We start from the raw sequence: 18,362 nt of genomic DNA, 5'->3' as shown, positions 1-18,362 counted from the left end.
TTACTTCAGGGCTGTGCCCAGTGATTGCAGATAGGCAATCAGGGCTTCCATTTCGGTTTTACCTTTCACTGCGTCTGCAGCACCGGCGATATCTTCGTCGGTATAAGGCACACCAAAGCCACGGAAGATTTCCAGCTTACGGGCCGTGTATTTACCATCCAGAATGTTACGGTCTAACCAGGGATAGGCCGGCATATTGGATTGGGGTACAACTGAACGGGGATCCATCAGGTGCGCATAGTGCCAGTCATCGCTATAGCGACCACCAACCCGAGCCAGGTCAGGACCAGTACGCTTCGAGCCCCACAGGAACGGGTGCTCCCATACACTCTCACCGGCAACCGAATAGTGGCCATAACGCTCCACTTCGGCACGGAACGGGCGGATCATCTGACTGTGGCAGTTGGTACAACCTTCACGGATAAAAATATCCCGGCCTTCCATCTGCAGGGCAGTGTAAGGTTTCAGGCCATCGACCGGCTGGGTGGTTTCATCCAGAAACATCAGCGGGGTGATTTGCACTAAGGTACCAAAGCTGATGGCGATAATGGTGAAAATGCCCAGTAAACCAACGCTTTTTTCGACTTTTTCGTGATGATTTTTTGACATTTCGCTCTCCTTAGGCGGCTGCTGCAGCAGGTTGGGCTGCTGGTGTTTTACTGCTTACTGTCTTGTAGACGTTGTAAGCCATCAGCAACATACCGGCGACGACAAAAACACCACCAATAAAGCGCATCAGATAGAACGGCATTGAGGCTTCCAGGCTTTGTACAAAGCTGTAAGTCAAAGTACCGTCAGTGTTAACTGCGCGCCACATCATGCCTTGCATAATACCGCTGATCCACATTGCTACGATGTACAGCACCACACCGATGGTGTGCAGCCAGAAGTGGGTGTTGATCAGTTTTAAGCTATACATGCCGTCTTTGTTGTATACGGCCGGGATCAGGTGATACATGGCACCGATAGAGATCATCGCAACCCAGCCCAGCGCACCCGAGTGCACGTGACCTACGGTCCAGTCAGTGTAGTGTGACAGTGCATTCACTGACTTGATGGCCATCATCGGACCTTCGAAGGTCGACATACCATAGAAAGACAGTGACACAATCAGGAAACGTAAGATTGGATCGGTTTTCAGCTTATGCCAGGCGCCTGACAGCGTCATAATACCGTTGATCATACCGCCCCAGCTTGGTACGAACAGCACCACTGACATCACCATACCTAAGGACTGGGTCCAGTCAGGCAGGGCAGTGTAGTGCAGGTGGTGTGGGCCAGCCCAGATATACAGCGCAATCAGCGCCCAGAAGTGGACGATCGATAAACGGTAAGAGTAGACCGGACGACCTGCTTGTTTTGGTACGAAGTAATACATCATACCCAGGAAGCCAGCGGTTAACAGGAAGCCTACTGCGTTATGGCCATACCACCACTGGACCATCGCATCGACGGCACCGGCATAGATCGAATAAGACTTACCTAAATGCAGCGGGATAACCATGCTGTTGACGATATGCAGCGCGGCAACAGTGATAATAAAGCCACCGTAGAACCAGTTTGCCACGTAGATATGGCTGGTTTTACGCTTGATCAGGGTACCGAAGAACACGATAGCAAAGCTGACCCAAACGATGGTAATCAGAATATCAATTGGCCATTCCAGTTCAGCGTATTCTTTACTTTGGCTCAGACCCATCGGCAGCGTAATGGCCGCGGCCACGATAACGGCTTGCCAGCCCCAGAAAGTAAACATTGCCAGCTTTTCCGCGAACAACCGTACCTGACAGGTACGCTGCACCACATAGTAACAGGTGGCGAATAAAGCACTGGTACCAAAGGCGAAGATCACCGCGTTGGTATGAAGAGGACGAAGACGGCTGTAGGTCAGCCAAGGTGTATCAAAGTTAAGCGCCGGCCAGTATAACTGGGCTGCAATTAACACACCCACCACCATGCCAACAATACCCCAAAGAACGGTAGTGATGGCAAAGAGGCGGACAACGCTATAGTTGTATTCAACATTTAACGGTTTGGTCTGGCTCATGTTGAGTTCCGCTGCAGTTTTGCTGGTTACTAAAATACCACCTGAGGGTGGCCCTTCTTATTATAAGTGGCTACGTCCGCTGCAAGAGCTGATACAGTTGGTTGTACCCACTTTATTTGGCCCGAATGATAAGGCCTTTACCCCATAAAAGATAGGCGAAGCCGCCTATTTTATGATGTAGAACAAAGTTGCTGTTCAATTTTCAGGCAATTAGGCCTGTTGCTGGTTTTTTGCCTGTTGTTAGCGCTAAGATAGCCACTTCTACGAGTTTAGCAGGCATTACCCTGAGATGAAGTTTGCAGTGAAGTTAGTGTTATGTTTCATTTTTTTATTTGTACTGCAGGCTTGTACACCCGCCGCTAATGATAACAGCCAGCTGACCCTGCTGCAAACCGCTGACCTGAGTGTACAAATCAGTCCGGCAACAATACCGGTGGAAAGCCCGCTGACGCTAACGGTGAAAACAAACCTTGATATTCAGCAACTTAGTGGTGAAATTCGCGGCATTTCGATGTATATGGGGCGGATCCCGTTACACTGGCGTAAGGTCAGCGACACAGAGGGCACCGTCTGGCAAGCGGAGTTTTTGCTCGGCGCCTGTACCGATCCGCAAATGCGCTGGCAGTTGACGCTGACGATGGAAACCGCAAGCGGGCAGCAGCAACTGCAGCTGATCGATTTTACGTCAAGCTGGTAAGGTGCTGGCACAGCTGTAATGGCGCTGCAGAGGTCAAATCCAGCCGTGCTGTCTCAACACAGACAAATTGCTGATAGCCGTCTGCTTCAAGATCAAAGATGGCCTGGCTGCGTTCCCGCCACGGATTCCAGACCACAGTGGCATCCTGGCCCTGTTGGCTGATTTTTAACTGCTGTGCGCCGCTTTCTAACAGCAGCTCTGCCGCTGGCTCTGGATACACCCGATCAATTTCCCGCTCAAAGCGAACCGGCGCAGTGCTTTGCACCCGCTCGCCGCCCAGTGTTTTATCCAGATAGGCGCCGGGTAAAGGACTTACACGGGTGTCTGACAGTGACGGTACCGCAAAATAGCTGTGTAACGCAGCTTGTTGCAGCATCGGCTCGGCACAGTCCAGCTGTAAAGTCAGAGTGTCTGTGGTCAGCTTCAGCGTCAGGTTTAACGTTACGCTGTTATGCAGTGTCGGGATATCATCAACATCGATGCTTAAGGTAACCAAAGCTTGCTGTGCCGACGGCTCCGCCTGCACCTGACGCCACAGTCGGTTACGCACTAAACCATGGTTGGGCAGTTTAGCCGCGCTGGTATTAAAGGGCTTGCCCGCTGGGCCAAACCAGGGCCAGCATACCGGCACGCCGCCACGGATCGCTTGTTGCTGTTGCCATACCGCTTTCGGGGATAGCCACAGCAGCTCGCGCCCGGGCACTGGCTGATAGGATAACAACTGAGCACCATACAGCGAGATCACAGCCGAGGCCTGGCCGCAGACTAATTTCAGGCAGGGCAGGTCAGTTAAATGGGCAAAGCCGGTCTGATTACTGATTTGCGATATTGTCTGCGACATCTTGATTCCTTCTGCTTGATCAATTTTGCTTGCTGGTTATTGCTGACAGGCCATGGCTTACGTTGTAAGTTTTGCTATCACGGGCTAAATCCACTAGCCCAAAATGCATACAGCCAGCAAAAGCTGGCTGTAGTGATGGGAAGAGACAATTAGAACTTCATTAGCTCTACCGTGTTATCCAGCATACGGTTACTAAAGCCCCACTCATTATCGTACCAGCTCATCACTTTGACCAGCCTGCCCAGTACGCGGGTTTCTGTAGCATCGAATACCGACGACATTGGGTTGTGGTTAAAGTCAATTGATACCAGCGGCAGATCGTTCACCGCCAGTACTTCACTCATTGGGCCACTGCTGGCGGCCTTACGAATAATATCGTTCACTTCTTCCGCCGTGGTATCGCGGCCAGCAATAAAGGTCAGGTCGACTAAAGATACGTTAATGGTTGGCACCCGTACGGCTAGGCCATCAAATTTGCCTTTTAGCTCTGGTACCACTAAACCGACAGCAGCGGCGGCGCCGGTCTTGGTCGGGATCATTGACATTGCCGCGGCGCGGGCCCGGCGCACATCAGTATGATAAACATCACTTAAGCGCTGATCGTTAGTGTAGGCGTGGATAGTGGTCATTAAACCGGATTCAATACCCAAGGCTTCATACAGTGGCTTGGCTACCGGCGCCAGACAGTTAGTGGTGCAGGACGCATTAGAGATAATGTTCATCTCCGGCGTCAGGATCTGATGGTTCACGCCGTAGACCACAGTGGCATCGACATCTTTACCCGGTGCCGAGATGATGACTTTCTTCGCGCCGGCAGTTAAATGGGCGCCTGCGGTTTTACGATCGGTGAACAGGCCGGTACATTCCAGTACCACATCGACTTTTAGCTCCGCCCACGGCAGCTCGGCCGGATTACGCACGCTGAGGGTACGGATTTCGTCATTGTTCACATAGATGGCTTTGTCATCGTGGCTGACGTTGGCAGCAAAAATACCGTGCGCGGTGTCGTACTTTAACAGGTGGGCGTTAATCGCCGCATCGCCGAGATCGTTGATGGCTACGATCTTAATGTCATAGCTTTTGCTGCTTTCATACAGTGCCCGCAGCACATTACGGCCAATCCGGCCAAAACCATTAATCGCAACACGAATAGTCATAAGAACCCCGCTGTTAAAGTGTTAAACTGTTTGAAAACGTATTCATCAGGCATTTTGTAGTAAAATTACATTATTCATGGCAATTTTCAAGCTTAAAAGCATTTTTGTTGCTGATTTTGTAATTTAATGACATAAATGACCATGACAAGCAGCAAACCGCTCCTTACAATAGAGTGCTCGTTAGCATAACAAGCATGCAGACTCTATTTTAGGCACATAAAAATAAGGATTTCCAATGGACGCCGCCTTACTCGCCGAACTGATTGCCTTTAACGGCATTGAAACCACCTTTAATGATGCCTGGGGGCAGCCGTGTCAGGTCAGCGAGCCGGATCAGTTAGCGCTGCTCAGTGCCATGGGATATCCGGTACAAGATGAAGCCTCCTGCCGCCAGGAGCTGTTACAGCGGCAACTGGATTATTGGCAACAACTGATCGCGCCGGTATCGGTGCAGCAGCAAGATGAGCAGGGCTGGCAGCTGGAAGTGATGGTGCCACTGGCGCTGGCGAATACCGATTTTACCCTGACGCTGACTACTGAGCAGGGCGTAACACAGCAGTGGCCACTGGTGCCGGTAGATGGCGAGCTGACACAGGTGGTGGTGTTAGAGGGCGAGGAGTATCAGCAGTATCTGTATCATATCGCTTACCCATTAACAGCCGGTTACCACCAGCTGGAGCTGCGCTGCAGTGGTACCGATTTATTGGTTAACCAGCAACTGATTATCAGCCCTGGTCATTGTTATCAACCGGCAGAGTTTAGCCAACGCAAACAGTGGGGTAGCGCGATCCAGCTTTATGCACTGCGCTCGGAGCGCAACTGGGGGATCGGTGATTTTAGCGATCTGCAAACGCTGATCCGCTATCTGGCGAAGCAGGGGGCAGATTTTATTGGCCTTAACCCCATTCATGCGCTCTATCCGGCCTTAGCGGATAATGCCAGCCCTTATAGCCCGTCGTCGCGGCGCTGGCTCAATATTATTTACCTTGATGTGACCGCCACACCTGGCTTTAACGAAAACGCAGCGCTACAGGCTCATCTAAAGCAGCCTGCGGTGCAACAGGCAATAGTGGCAGCGCGGCAGCAGGACTGGGTCGATTACCCGGCCGTGATGGCGCTAAAGCTGCCAGCATTGAAGCTGTGTTATCAGTGGTTTATCGACAACAAAGCGTCGCAGCCTGAACTGGCTGCCGCCTTTGATGCCTTTAAAGCCGCCGGCGGCAACAGTTTAGCGCAGCTGGCGCTATATGATGCGCTGCATGCCTGGCTGTATCAGCAAGACAGCCAATACTGGGGCTGGCCAAACTGGCCAGAGCAATACCGGGATCCGGACAGCGACGCCGTGCAGCAATTTGCCGCTGAGCACGCAGCTGAACTGGATTTTTACGTTTATCTGCAATTCCTGGCGCAGCAGCAGCTCTCAGAGGCCCAGCAACTGGCAACAGCACAGGGCATGTTATTAGGTTTGTATCGTGATTTAGCGGTTGGCGTTAGCGAAGCCTCGACCGAGATCTGGGGGAATCCTGAGCTGTATTGCCGTGACGCCAGTGTCGGTGCGCCGCCGGATCCACTGGGGCCGACCGGCCAAAACTGGGGTTTGCCGCCGATGAAGCCGTTTCAGCTGTACCAGCAGGGCTATCAACCCTTTATTGAGCTGTTGCGTGCCAATATGCAGCATGCCGGTGCGCTGCGCATTGACCATGTGATGGCGCTGCTGCGGCTATGGTGGGTACCAAAAACGGCGGCCAATGCCGGCTCGGGTGCTTATGTTTATTACCCTATTATGGATTTGCTGGGCATTCTGGCGCTGGAAAGTCAGCGTCAGCAGGTGGTGGTTATTGGCGAGGATCTGGGCACAGTACCAGAGGGCATCCGTGAGTTACTGCAGCAATTCGGTATCTATTCCTACCGGGTCTTCTTCTTTGAAACCGCGCCGGATGGCGGCTATATTTCGCCGGCACATTATCCGCTGCAGGCGATGGCGACCTTAAGTACCCACGATTTGCCAACCTTAATCGGTTTCTGGCATTGTGAAGACTTAAAACTGGGCCAGCAACTGGGCTTGTATCGCGACGAAGGCCAACTGCAACTGCTTTATCAGCAGCGCCATGCCAATAAACAGCGAATTTTAGATTCGCTGCACGGTCATGGCCGCTTACCGGCTGATTACCCGCGTAGTGTCGATCAGCTTGCTATGGACCGCACTTTGAATTTCGCAATGCAGCAGCATCTGGCCGTCGGCGCCCAGCAGCTGTTATGCCTGCAAATTGAAGACTGGCTGGAAATGACCCAGCCGGTGAATGTGCCCGGCACCAGCAACGAATATCCAAACTGGCGGCGCAAATTGAGTCAGCCGCTGGAGCAGTGGACGCAAGAGCCGCATATTGCCGCCTTATTGCAGCAATTAACGGCGCTGCGACGCCAATAAATAAGCCGCTGTAAGGCCCGTTCAGGTAACTCTCAGACATTTTATTAAGGACAGAATCATGACTGCACAGCTGTTAACCGAAGCCCGTTTAAATCAGCCGTTTGGCTTTTTAGGTTGGCAGCCGCGAATGCAGGATGGGAAAGCGCGTGGTTTGTTGCTGCGCTGCTATCTGCCGCACGCCAGCGCGGTCAGTGCTTTCGATAGCAAAACCAATAAACTGTTAGGTGAGTTAACGCCCGATAGTAGTTGTCCCGGTTTATTTGTGCTGGAGCTACCGACCAAGCGTAAGGCGGTGCCCTATCGGTTACAGGTTACCCAGGGCCGCTATCAGCACCAGTTGTTTGACCCTTATCAGTTTACCGAGCAAGCTTATTATGCGGTGCACTTTGTACAGCATCAGCCGGAAAATCTGTACCGGCAGCTTGGCGCCCAGCTGATTGAGCTGGACCATGCCGGCAAACGGCTGCCGGCAACCCGTTTTGCCGTCTATGCACCCAATGCCAGCAGTGTCAGTCTGGTCGGTGACTTTAACCAGTGGGATGGCCGCTGCCATCCGATGCAACGCACCGACTGTGGCCATTTCGTGTTGGTGCTGCCGGAAATAGCCGCCGGCGTGCGTTATAAATTTGAAATTAAAGATCAGCATGGTCATCTGTTGCCGCACAAGGCTGATCCGCTGGCCTTTTATGCTGAGCAATATCCGTCGCATGCCTCGTTGGTTTACGATCATCAGCAGTATCAGTGGCAGGATCAGGCCTGGCAAAACCGCACTGCGCCCAATCCGTATCAGAGCCCGATGAGTATTTATGAAGTGCATCTGGGCTCCTGGCGCCGCGGGCCGGACAATCAACCATTGAGTTATCGTGAGCTGGCGGCGCAGCTGATCCCTTATGTACTGGATCTGGGCTATACCCATATCGAACTGTTACCGGTGATGGAGCATCCGTTTGATGGTTCCTGGGGCTATCAGCCACTGGGGCTATTTGCCCCCACCTCGCGTTTTGGCCATCCGGATGATTTTAAAGCCTTTATCGATGCCTGCCATCAGGCCGGTATCGGCGTTATTCTGGACTGGGTACCGGCGCATTTTCCGGAAGATGGTCATGGTTTAGCCCGTTTTGACGGCTCGCATCTCTATGAATACGCCGATCCGCGCCGTGGCTGGCACCCGGACTGGAATTCCTGCATCTATGATTTTGGTAAGGATTATGTGCGCCAGTTTCTGGTAGCCAGTGCGCTGTATTGGCTGGAGCACTTTCATATCGACGGCATCCGCGTTGATGCGGTGGCCTCGATGCTGTATTGGGATTACTCGCGCAAAGCCGGGGAATGGATCCCGAATATCGACGGCGGCAATCATAACTATGAAGCCATTAGTCTGTTTCGCTGGCTTAACCGCGAAGTGTATAGCAAGTTCCCTAATGCCATGACCATTGCCGAAGAATCGACGTCTTTCCCGATGGTGTCACGGCCGACCGACGGTGGTGGCCTCGGTTTTGGCTTTAAATGGAATATGGGTTGGATGAACGATAGTCTGCGCTATATCAGTAAGGATCCGGCTTACCGGCAGTACCATCATAATGATCTGACCTTTTCGATGGTGTATGCCTATAACGAGAATTTTATCCTGCCGTTATCGCACGATGAAGTGGTGCATGGTAAAGGCAGCTTACTGCAAAAAATGCCGGGCGATGAGTGGCAGCAGGCGGCGAACTTACGTGCCTATATTGCCTTTATGTACGCGCACCCGGGTAAGAAAATGAATTTTATGGGGAATGAGCTGGCGCAAAGCCGCGAATGGAATCATACCCAGAGTCTGGACTGGCAGCTGCTAAGCTATGATAAGCACCGTGGGGTACAGCAGCTGTTCCGCGATCTGAACCTGACTTATCGGCGCTGCGCACCGCTGTATCAGCTAGACTATGAGCCAGCGGGCTTTGGCTGGCTGGAGCATCAGGATGCAAGCCACAGTACGGTGAGCTTTTTCCGGCAGGATGCGGCCGGCCAGCGTATTTACGTGGTCAGTAATTTTACGCCGGTGCCGCGCCAGCATTTTGCGCTCGGCGTGGCGGAAGAGGGTGAGTTTGAAGTGATCCTCAATACCGATAGTAAGTATTTCTGGGGCAGTAATTATCCGGTGCAGCAGCAGGCACTGGTCAGTATTGCCGAAGCCTGGCAGGGCCAACCTCGACGGCTGAGCTTGAATTTACCGCCGCTGGCAACCCTCTATCTACGAGTTAAATCTTAGGATCCGCGCGATGGCCGATCAGATAGCACTGTTAAAAATGAGTCCTGGTAAGCCGGCGCCATTGGGGCCGACGCAACTGAGTGCCGGCTGCTGGAACTTCGCCGTCTATGCCCCGGATGCGACCGGACTGCAACTGTGTTTATTCCGCCCGGATACGGAAGAGCTGCTGGCGGAGATTGCTTTTAGTGGCCGCACCGGGGAGATCTGGCATTTGCAGGTGCAGGGCGTCGCTGAGGGCACCCTCTATGCACTAAAAGCCGCAGGCCCGAATCAGCCGGATCGCGGTTTATTGTTTGACAGTAACAGGTTGTTACTGGACCCGTATTGCCGGCAGTTAAACCGGCCGCAGTACTGGCATGAACAGCAATATTTAAGCCGTAGTCACTATTCATTGGCCAAAGGCGTACTCAGCAGCACTGAGTTTGACTGGCAGGGCGCCACTAAGCCACAGATCCCACGCGAAAAAACCGTACTGTACGAGGCGCATATCAAGGGCCTGACCATGCAGCATCCGGCGGTACCGGAAGCATTGCGCGGTACCTATCTTGGTCTGTGTCAGCCAGAGGTGATCGCGCATTTAAAGGCACTGGGTATTACTACGGTGCAGTTACTGCCGGTGGCGGCCTTTATGGCAGAGCCACGCTTAAGCAGTCTGAAGCTTACCAACTACTGGGGTTACAACCCGCTGGCATTTTTTGCACCCGAGCCACGCTATCAGGTAGAAGATGCGGTGCAGGAGTTTAAAACTCTGGTTCGCACCCTGCATCAGCACGGGCTGGAAGTGATTCTGGATGTCGTCTTTAACCACACCGCTGAAGCGGGCGAAGATGGCCCTGCGCTCAGTTTCCGCGGTCTGGCCAACCGCCAGTATTACCTGTTTCACAGCCACGGTGAAATGATTGACTATCAGAATTACTGTAACTTTACCGGCTGCGGAAATACGCTAAACCTGTCACACCCGGCGCTGCAAAAAATGGTGCTGGATGCGCTGCGTTACTGGCTGACCGAGATGCAGGTCGATGGCTTCCGCTTTGATTTGGCGGTAACGCTGGGTCGTGAGCATAAACGCTTTAATCCCTATGCGGCCTTTTTCCAAATTATTGCTCAGGATCCGGTGCTGTCGCAGGCCAAGCTGATTGCCGAGCCCTGGGATGTCGGGCCCTTTGGCTACCATCTGGGGCAGTTTCCGGCGCATTGGTCTGAGCTTAACGACAAGTTCCGCGATACCTGCCGCGCGTTCTGGCGTGGTGACAGTGGCACCTTACCGGAATTTGCCACCCGCTTACTGGGCTCACGCGATATTTTCCAAAAGCACCATAAGCCGGCCAGTTGTAGTGTCAATTATCTGTGCTATCACGATGGTTTTACGCTGCAGGATCTGGTCAGTTACCAGCATAAACATAACTGGCTGAACGGTGAAGAAAACCGGGACGGCCATAGTCATAATCTGAGTAGCAATCATGGCGTTGAAGGCCCAAGCTCAGATCCGGCAATCGTCGCCGCCCGCTATCAGCATAAGCGTAATCTGGTGGCCACCTTGCTGCTCAGTCAGGGCATTATCCACTGGCTGGGCGGTGATGAGCTCAGCCATAGCCAACATGGCAACAATAACGCCTACTGCCAGGATAATCCGATTTCCTGGCTTAACTGGCAATTGGATGGCCATAGTACGAAGTTTTTGCAGTTTGTACGCCAGATGATGGCACTGCGTAGCCAGTTTAGTTGCCTGCAGCAGCTGAGTTTACTGGATGATCAGTATCAGCTGCATGGTGACAAACATCAGGTGCACTGGTATTTACTCGATGCCACGCCGATGCAGGAACAACACTGGCATCAGGCCGAACTTAACTGCTGTATGCTGGAAATTATCAATACCAACAGTCAGCAAAGCCTGCTGGTACTGATTAATGGTTCGGCCCGTAACGAAGCCGTGTTATTTCCGGGCAACAGCCGGCAACTGGTGTTTGATACCGCGCTGGATGATGGCTTACAACCGGTTAAACCGCTGCAAGCCAGCCAATGGCTGCAAACGGCGCACAGCCTGTCAGTCTGGCAGTAGGCTTATGCCGGTTATTCGGCTATAATGCCGGCCATTTTTCGAGCCGCGCCAAGGCGCATTTCTCTGCTGTTTAAAGGATCGTCAAATGACAGACAACACACCACTGTGTGATATCGGCTTCGTTGGAGCCGGCGTAATGGGCAAAAACCTGATCTTAAACCTGGCAGATCATGGTTACCGGGTGGCGGCCTTTGACCTCGATCTGCAAAAGCTCGAAGCCGTGCTGGCGCAGGATACCGCAGAGCGCGGTGACCAGCCGCCGCGGGTAATTGGCTGTAGCTCCTACACCGAATTATTATCCCGCCTTTCTGCCCCTCATCTGATTGTTCTCTCTGTTCCCGCCGGTAAAGCCGTAGACGATGTCTGTCACAAGTTGATAGACGCCGGTATTCAGGCCGATGATATCGTGGTTGATACCGGCAACAGCCTGTGGACCGATACCGTCGCGCGGGAGAAAAGCTTTGAAGGCAAGTTTATCTTTTTCTCAACCGCCGTTTCCGGCGGCGAAGTCGGTGCCCGTTTTGGCCCCTCCTTGATGCCAAGTGGCGATCCCTATGCCTGGACCCGGATTAAACCCTTATGGCAGGCCATTGCGGCCAAGGTTGATCCGGCCACCGGCAAAGCTATCGAACGCTTTGAGCCGGGTAATCCGGTTACCGAAGGTGAGCCATGCGCCAGCTATATTGGCCCCAGCGGCTCAGGCCACTATGTGAAGATGGTGCATAACGGCATTGAATATGCCGATATGCAGTTGATTTGTGAAGTGTATCAGGTGATGCGCGATGTGCTGGGCATGTCGGCGCTGGCGATTGCCGACATTTTCCGGCGCTGGAATGAAGGCCCGCTGCATAGCTATTTAATTGGCATCAGTGCCGAGGTGCTGGCCACCAAAGACAGTGAAACCGGCTTGCCGCTGGTCGATGTGATTGTCGATAAAGCCGGCCAAAAGGGCACCGGCCTGTGGACTGCGGTCAGTAGCCTGCAGCTGGGTAGCCCGGCGCCGACCATTGCCGAAGCGGTGTACGCCCGTTCTATCTCGGCCCTTAAAACCGAGCGGGTCAAGGCTGCGACAGTGCTGGCGGGTCCGGCGCAAAACCTGTATAGCGAAGCGCAGCAGGCGGAGCTGATTCAGATGCTGCACGATGCGCTGTACTGCGCCAAGATTTGCGTTTATGCCCAGGGCTTCCATTTAATGAAAACGGCGGCGGAAGAGCAGGGCTGGCAGCTGAATTTCGCCGAAATTGCGAAAATCTGGCGTGCCGGCTGTATTATCCGCGCGGTATTCCTGCAGTCGATCAGTGAAGCCTATGAGCGCAACGACGAGCTGGAGAACCTGCTGCTGGATCCGTTTTTCTCCAAGCAAATTTCGGTCTATCAGCAAAACTGGCGTAAAGCGGTTGCTAATGCCTCGCTGGCCGGTATTCCTGTCGCGGCGCTGAGCTCAGCACTGAGTTACTACGATGCGTATCGTACTGCAGTATTGCCAGCCAACCTGCTGCAAGGGCAGCGCGATTATTTTGGTGCCCATACCTTTGAACGTACCGACAAGGCCAAAGGTAAGACTTATCACGTAGATTGGAGCCACCCAGAGCGGCCAATGGTGAAAATTAAATGACGACGATAATCGGAACCCCGGGTACCAGCAGTAGCACCAAGGTGCTGTTATTAGGTGCCGGTGAGCTTGGAAAAGAGCTGTGTATTGAATTAAAGCGCTACGGTTGTGAAGTGATTGCGGTTGACCGCTATCCGAATGCGCCGGCGATGCAGGTGGCTGATAAAGCCGTGGTGATCTCGATGCTGGATAACGCCGCACTGCGCCAGCTGGTGATCAGCGAAAAGCCAAGCCTGATTGTGCCGGAGCTGGAAGCCATCGCCACCTCGGTACTGCTCGAGCTGGAGCAGGCCGGATTTAACGTGGTGCCCAGTGCCAAAGCCGTTAATCTGACGATGAACCGCGAGGGGATCCGCCGTTTAGCCGCCGAGCAGCTGCAATTACCGACTTCACCCTATCAGTTTGCGGAAGATAAAGCCGGCTTTCTGGCCGCAGTCGCGGCTATTGGTTATCCCTGTGTGGTTAAACCTATTATGTCTTCCTCAGGCAAAGGCCAGAGCGTGCTGCGCTCGGATGCCGATCTGGAGCAGGCCTGGGCCTATGCGCAGGAGGGTGGCCGTGCCGGTAAGGGCCGGATCATCGTGGAAGGCTTTATCGATTTTGACTATGAAATTACCCTGTTAACGGTGAATTCGGTGTCCGGGATCCAATTTTGTGCGCCCATTGGGCATCGCCAGGAAAAAGGCGATTACCGCGAAAGCTGGCAGCCACAGCAGATGTCAGCTGTGGCACGGCAAAAAGCGGAAGCTTACGCGACTGCCGTAGTACAGGCGCTGGGCGGTAAAGGCTTATTCGGTGTTGAGCTCTTTATCAAAGGCGACGAGGTTTGGTTTAGCGAAGTCTCACCCCGGCCACATGATACCGGTATGGTGACGCTGATCTCGCAGCAACTGAGCGAGTTTGCACTGCATGCGCGCGCCATTCTGGGTTTACCTATTCCACAGATCAGGCAGTACGGCCCGGCCGCATCAGCGGTGTTGCTGGTGCCGGGGCAAAGCCAGAATATTCAGTATGCCGGCTTAGCCGATGCGCTGCGTGAACCTGATACGGAGTTGCGGCTCTTTGGTAAGCCGGAAGTGCAGGGCGAGCGGCGAATGGGCGTGGCGCTGGCGCTGGCAGAAAGCACTGAAGCGGCAACGGCGAAAGCGTTGGCGGTAGTAAAGCAGCTAAAGGTAAGCTTGCTGTAAAGCGCCATAGCTTAGTTTACCACGGCTTAGTTGAACACGGCTTAGTTGAACACATAAAAAAGCCCCGAATCCCGGGGCTTTTGCATATTAGGTTGTATTTAAAGCTTAAGCTGGATTAAAAGCCAAACACCCAGCGCGCCAGGGTTAACGTCAGGACGCTGACCACCACTACCGAGAAGATATTCAGCGCAAAGCCGGCTTTAACCATATCGGCAATTCTAAGCTGACCGGAAGAGAAAACGATAGCATTAGGTGGAGTTGCCACCGGCATCATAAAGGCACAGCTGGCCGCAATGGCCGCCGGGATCACCAGCGTTAACGGGGTACCAGACATTGCCAGCGCCACCGGCGCCAGCAGCGGTAAAAAGCCGGCTGCGGTAGCGGTATTGCTGGTGATTTCGGTCAGGAATACGATCACCGCAGTGACCACCACGATCATCACCCAGAACGGCACGTCACCCAGCAGGATCACCTGATCGGCAATAAAGGCCGCCAGCCCGCTTTTGGTGATCAGCGCGGCTAAACTCAGACCACCACCAAATAGCATCAGAATCCCCCAGGGCAGCTTTTTGGTTTCATCCCAGGTCAGGATGCGGGTGTTCTTGCGATCCAGTGGCAATACCAGCAGCAACAGGGCGGCAGTCATGGCGATAGTGGTATCATCCAGTGGTAAGCCACTCCAGCTGGCCAGTAACGGCCGGAAGGTCCAGCACAGCGCGGTCAGCACAAAGATGATCAGCACCGCTTTTTCGCCACGTTGCATCCGGCCCAGCGTTGCCAGTTGTTGCCGGAATAAGCCCTTAGTTTCAACTGCAGCTACCTTATCAACCTGATAAGCGGCCCGGGTCAGCCAAAGCCAGCTGATCGCCAGCAAAATAATACTCAGCGGCAAACCCACCAGCATCCACTCGGCAAAACCAATCTGGATCTGGTAGTTATCGGCAAGAAAGGCAGCCATCAGCGCATTGGGCGGGGTTCCAATTAGGGTTGCCAGACCACCGATAGAGGCGGCGTAAGCAATGGCAAGCAGCATAGCTTTGCCAAAGGCGCTGTCTTCCTGATCCTGCTGTAACAGCTGCATAATCGACAGCGCGATTGGCAGCATCATCACCGCCGTCGCGGTATTTGACATCCACATCGACAAAAAGGCAGTGACGATCATAATGCCGCCGATCTGCTGGCTGGGCTTGCTGCCCACCAGCAACATGGTATGCAGCGCAATGCGTTTATGCAGAGACCAGCGCTCCATCGCAATGGAAATAATAAAGCCACCGAGAAACAGGAAAATCAGCGGGTGAGCGTAAGGTTGCGCCGTTGCCGCCAGGCTATTCAGATCCAATAGTGGTGCGAGCACCAGCGGTAAAAAAGAGGTCACCGGGATTGGCACCGCCTCACTGATCCACCAGCTGGCCATCCAGAATGTCAGGCCCAGCACCAGCCAGCTTTCCTGATTCATGCCAAAGGGTGCTGTGGTGAGCAGCGTGAGCAGCATAAAAGCCGGGCCAAGCAGTAGCGCAAACCACGGGGTTTTAGTAATAGTTGTCATGGTAACCTTCCTAGAAGCGATACTGTAAGCCAGCCACGATTGAGGTGTCCGTTGCGTTGGTTAACACGAGCTGTGTCAGATAAACATAGGCTTTGCTCTGGCTGTTAAACAGATAGTCGACGCCCGCGGTGTAATGATTTGCGGCGCTGCGTTGCCGCAGGCTGGACGTATCCCGCCCCAGCTGCAGTTTAGGTACCCAGTTACCAAACAGATACTGCACACTGATATAACCACCGCTGCCACTGCGTTCGCCTTCTGCTTCTTCACTATATTGCAGTAACACCCCCAGCGTAAAGTCGGACAACTTTTGTTGCCAGACCAACCGGCTGGCATCCAGGCCGTTTAAACTCTGAGCCCGGGTCAGGGTGATGTAGTAAGGCTGGCTGTTCAGGTTACGATCGCCATAGGCCAGGCTTACGGCTACACCATCTTTACCTTGCTGTAGTTCATTGTCCTGTCCCAGCACATAGGTAACAGAAAGTTCAAAGCCCGCCAGTTTAGGTGAGATATAGGTCAGACTATCACCGAGCCGATCCTGGCCGGGCAGGATTTGGGCGATATCGCCGCTGGTCTCGTTGTATAAATCAACTAAGCCCTCACTGGTTTTCAGCCGGGTGTCATTACGCCCGGCGATCAACTGGCCAAAGTCACCTTTGATACCAACAAAAGTATTACGGGCAGAAAATGGCGTTTGGGTATTGGCCTCATCAAAGCCTCGCACATCGACTTCATAGGTAAAAAAAGCGGTCAGATAGTCGTTCAGTTGCTGCTCGCCGCGTAAACCAAAGCGGCTAAAAGGCATATCCAGCTGGGTACCTTGCTCGGCATAGCGCATAAAGCCCTTATCGGTATGCGCCAGCTGCACTTCAGCCTTACCATAAAACTGAATCGCAGGGGCGGGTAGGTTAGTACTGGCCTGAACCATGCTCATTGGCAGGGTACAGGCGGCCAGTGCGGCCAGGGTACGGGGGCGGATTAATTGAAAGATGTTGTCCTGTTGCATAGCTACCTCTTGCTCTGTCGTTATAATTAATTGCAACAGGGCTTTAGCAACTATGCTGCCAAGATTAAAAACCAATAAATACAGTATTTTGTGATTTTAGAAGTCAGTTTTTGGGTCAAATTTGACCCTGTAATCTGCGGCCTTGGGTGGAAAACCACCCAGCTTAGCCTTCGCTATCCTCGTCAGGTAGCTGACTACGTAGCAGACCATATTTGCGCATCTTGTCGTACAAGGTTTTACGTGGCAAATTCAGCGCCTGCATAGTGTCTTTAATGCTGCCCTTGGTGGCATTCAGCGCTTCTTCGATTAGCATTTGTTCGAAAAACGCCACCCGCTCGCTCAGTCCCATGGCGCTGCCAAAGGTATCGGGTAAGGTCAGGCCTTGCTGCGCAAATGCTGCTTCAGGTCCCAGTAACACAAAGCGCTCTGCCAGATTGCGTAGCTCGCGTACATTACCCGGCCACGGATGGGCCAGTAGCCGGTCGAGCTGGGCTTGCGTCAGCGCCAGTACCGGCTTGTGATAACGGGCGCTGGCCAGCATGGCGAAGTGTTTAAACAGCAGCGGAATATCCTGCCGTCTTTGCCGCAGCGGTGGAATAGTGACATGCACCAGATTAAGGCGGTAATACAAATCCAGTCTGAAATCGCCGGTGGCACTTAACTCGGCCAGATTAGTTTTGGTGGCAGCGATAACCCGCAGATCCAGACTTTTTGCCTGATTGCTACCCAGCGGTGTCACCTTGCGCTCTTCTAAAACTCGCAGTAGGCGTACCTGAACACTGAGCGGTGTGCTTTCAATTTCATCCAGAAACAGGGTGCCGCCATTAGCAAATTCAAATTTGCCAATGCGCTTTTTATCGGCGCCGGTAAAAGCGCCGGCTTCACAGCCGAAGAGTTCACTTTCAATCAGCTGTTCCGGAATAGCGCCACAATTCAGCGCCACAAACTGTTGCTCACTGCGCGCTGAGTTATCGTGCAAATAGCGGGCGACCAGTTCCTTGCCGCTGCCGGTCTCACCTTCAATCAGCACATCGGCTGGCGTATCCAGGATCAGGTCCAGTAACTGGCGCATCTGATCCATACCCGGGCTATCGCCAATTAACTGCACCCGGCCACGCCGGCTTTGCTGTAGCTGGGCTTGCAAGCGCCGGTTTTGCAGCGTCAGTTGGCGGCTGACGACAGCTTGTTGCAGGTTTTTTAGCAACAGGCTGTGATTAACCGGCTTCTCAATAAAACTATAGGCACCAGCCTGCATCGCCGTAACCGCAATACTGACATCGCCATAGCCGGTTAGCAAAATAACCGGCAGTTCGGCGTCGCGCTTTAAAATCGCGGCCAGCACACTTAAACCGTCCTGCTGCGGCATATTCAGATCGGTGACAATAACGCCGGCGAAATCGGGCGTCAGTTGGCTTAGCAGGCTGGCCGGATCGGTAAAAGTCCGGCATTGCCAACCTTCCAGACTCAGGCCCTGTGCTAAAGCATCCAGAATGCTGCTGTCATCATCCAAAAGCCAGACTTGCTGCGGGTTTGTCAT

13 protein-coding genes are annotated in these 18,362 nt (G+C 53.3%); 6 read left to right on the top strand and 7 right to left on the bottom strand.

The genetic code is table 11. The features are described 5' to 3' along the window. Together ccoO and ccoN are read right to left on the bottom strand one after the other, a co-directional pair. Nucleotides 1-609, bottom strand: coding sequence for a cytochrome-c oxidase, cbb3-type subunit II (ccoO, locus tag AJE_RS01775; RefSeq protein ID WP_008949386.1), 609 nt, complete (start codon nt 607-609; stop codon nt 1-3). A gap of 10 nt (nt 610-619) precedes the next feature. Then, nucleotides 620-2,047, bottom strand: coding sequence for a cytochrome-c oxidase, cbb3-type subunit I (gene ccoN, locus AJE_RS01770; protein WP_008610270.1), 1,428 nt, complete (start codon nt 2,045-2,047; stop codon nt 620-622). 289 nt (nt 2,048-2,336) lie between these two features. On the opposite strand from ccoN, the gene AJE_RS01765 reads away from it, so the two are divergent. Next, the gene (locus tag AJE_RS01765; RefSeq protein WP_008610271.1) at nt 2,337-2,744 is read left to right on the top strand and encodes a hypothetical protein; all 408 of its coding nucleotides are present in this window, start codon (nt 2,337-2,339) and stop codon (nt 2,742-2,744) included. Here the strand turns inward: AJE_RS01765 and AJE_RS01760 are convergent. Both AJE_RS01760 and gap read right to left on the bottom strand, forming a co-directional pair. Then, complete coding sequence (locus AJE_RS01760; protein WP_008949385.1) at nt 2,728-3,585, bottom strand: D-hexose-6-phosphate mutarotase; 858 nt, start codon at nt 3,583-3,585, stop codon at nt 2,728-2,730. The two genes, AJE_RS01765 and AJE_RS01760, sit on opposite strands and share 17 nt — an antisense overlap. 149 nt (nt 3,586-3,734) lie before the next feature. Continuing rightward, nucleotides 3,735-4,742 (bottom strand): type I glyceraldehyde-3-phosphate dehydrogenase, encoded by a 1,008-nt coding sequence (gap, locus tag AJE_RS01755; protein ID WP_008610273.1) that lies wholly within the window; start codon nt 4,740-4,742, stop codon nt 3,735-3,737. Nucleotides 4,743-4,977: 235 nt separating this feature from the next. Here gap and malQ point away from each other — a divergent pair, with 235 nt between their 5' ends. From malQ to purT, 5 genes are all read left to right on the top strand, one after another. Then, a complete protein-coding gene (malQ, locus tag AJE_RS01750) occupies nt 4,978-7,170 on the top strand; it encodes a 4-alpha-glucanotransferase (RefSeq protein ID WP_008949384.1) in 2,193 nt (730 codons plus the stop codon). A gap of 55 nt (nt 7,171-7,225) precedes the next feature. Beyond that, nucleotides 7,226-9,418 carry a 1,4-alpha-glucan branching protein GlgB gene (gene glgB, locus AJE_RS01745; protein ID WP_420167165.1) on the top strand — a complete coding sequence of 731 codons (2,193 nt, stop codon included), beginning with the start codon at nt 7,226-7,228 and terminating at the stop codon, nt 9,416-9,418. A 10-nt stretch (nt 9,419-9,428) separates the two neighbouring features. Then, nucleotides 9,429-11,477, top strand: coding sequence for a glycogen debranching protein GlgX (gene glgX / locus AJE_RS01740; protein ID WP_008949382.1), 2,049 nt, complete (start codon nt 9,429-9,431; stop codon nt 11,475-11,477). 85 nt (nt 11,478-11,562) lie between these two features. After that, nucleotides 11,563-13,092: an NADP-dependent phosphogluconate dehydrogenase gene (gene gndA / locus AJE_RS01735; protein ID WP_008949381.1), complete on the top strand. Its 1,530-nt coding sequence runs from the start codon at nt 11,563-11,565 to the stop codon at nt 13,090-13,092. Between the two features lie 5 nt (nt 13,093-13,097). Beyond that, entirely contained in the window at nt 13,098-14,276 is a 1,179-nt protein-coding gene (gene purT, locus AJE_RS01730; RefSeq protein ID WP_202799367.1) for a formate-dependent phosphoribosylglycinamide formyltransferase, read from the top strand. A gap of 115 nt (nt 14,277-14,391) precedes the next feature. Here purT and AJE_RS01725 read toward each other — a convergent pair whose 3' ends face one another. The 3 genes from AJE_RS01725 to AJE_RS01715 form a co-directional block, all read right to left on the bottom strand. Next, on the bottom strand, nt 14,392-15,822 hold the full coding sequence (locus AJE_RS01725; RefSeq protein WP_008949379.1) for an SLC13 family permease: 1,431 nt from the start codon (nt 15,820-15,822) through the stop codon (nt 14,392-14,394). Nucleotides 15,823-15,832: 10 nt separating this feature from the next. Further along, nucleotides 15,833-16,825, bottom strand: a complete 993-nt coding sequence (locus AJE_RS01720; protein ID WP_008949378.1) for a porin — start codon at nt 16,823-16,825, stop codon at nt 15,833-15,835. Between the two features lie 163 nt (nt 16,826-16,988). Beyond that, nucleotides 16,989-18,362: a sigma-54-dependent transcriptional regulator gene (locus AJE_RS01715; RefSeq protein WP_008949377.1), complete on the bottom strand. Its 1,374-nt coding sequence runs from the start codon at nt 18,360-18,362 to the stop codon at nt 16,989-16,991.

Origin of the sequence: Alishewanella jeotgali KCTC 22429, from assembly GCF_000245735.1 — a bacterium.
Lineage (GTDB): Bacteria > Pseudomonadota > Gammaproteobacteria > Enterobacterales > Alteromonadaceae > Alishewanella > Alishewanella jeotgali.
This window is presented reverse-complemented; position numbering and strand designations above follow the sequence as displayed.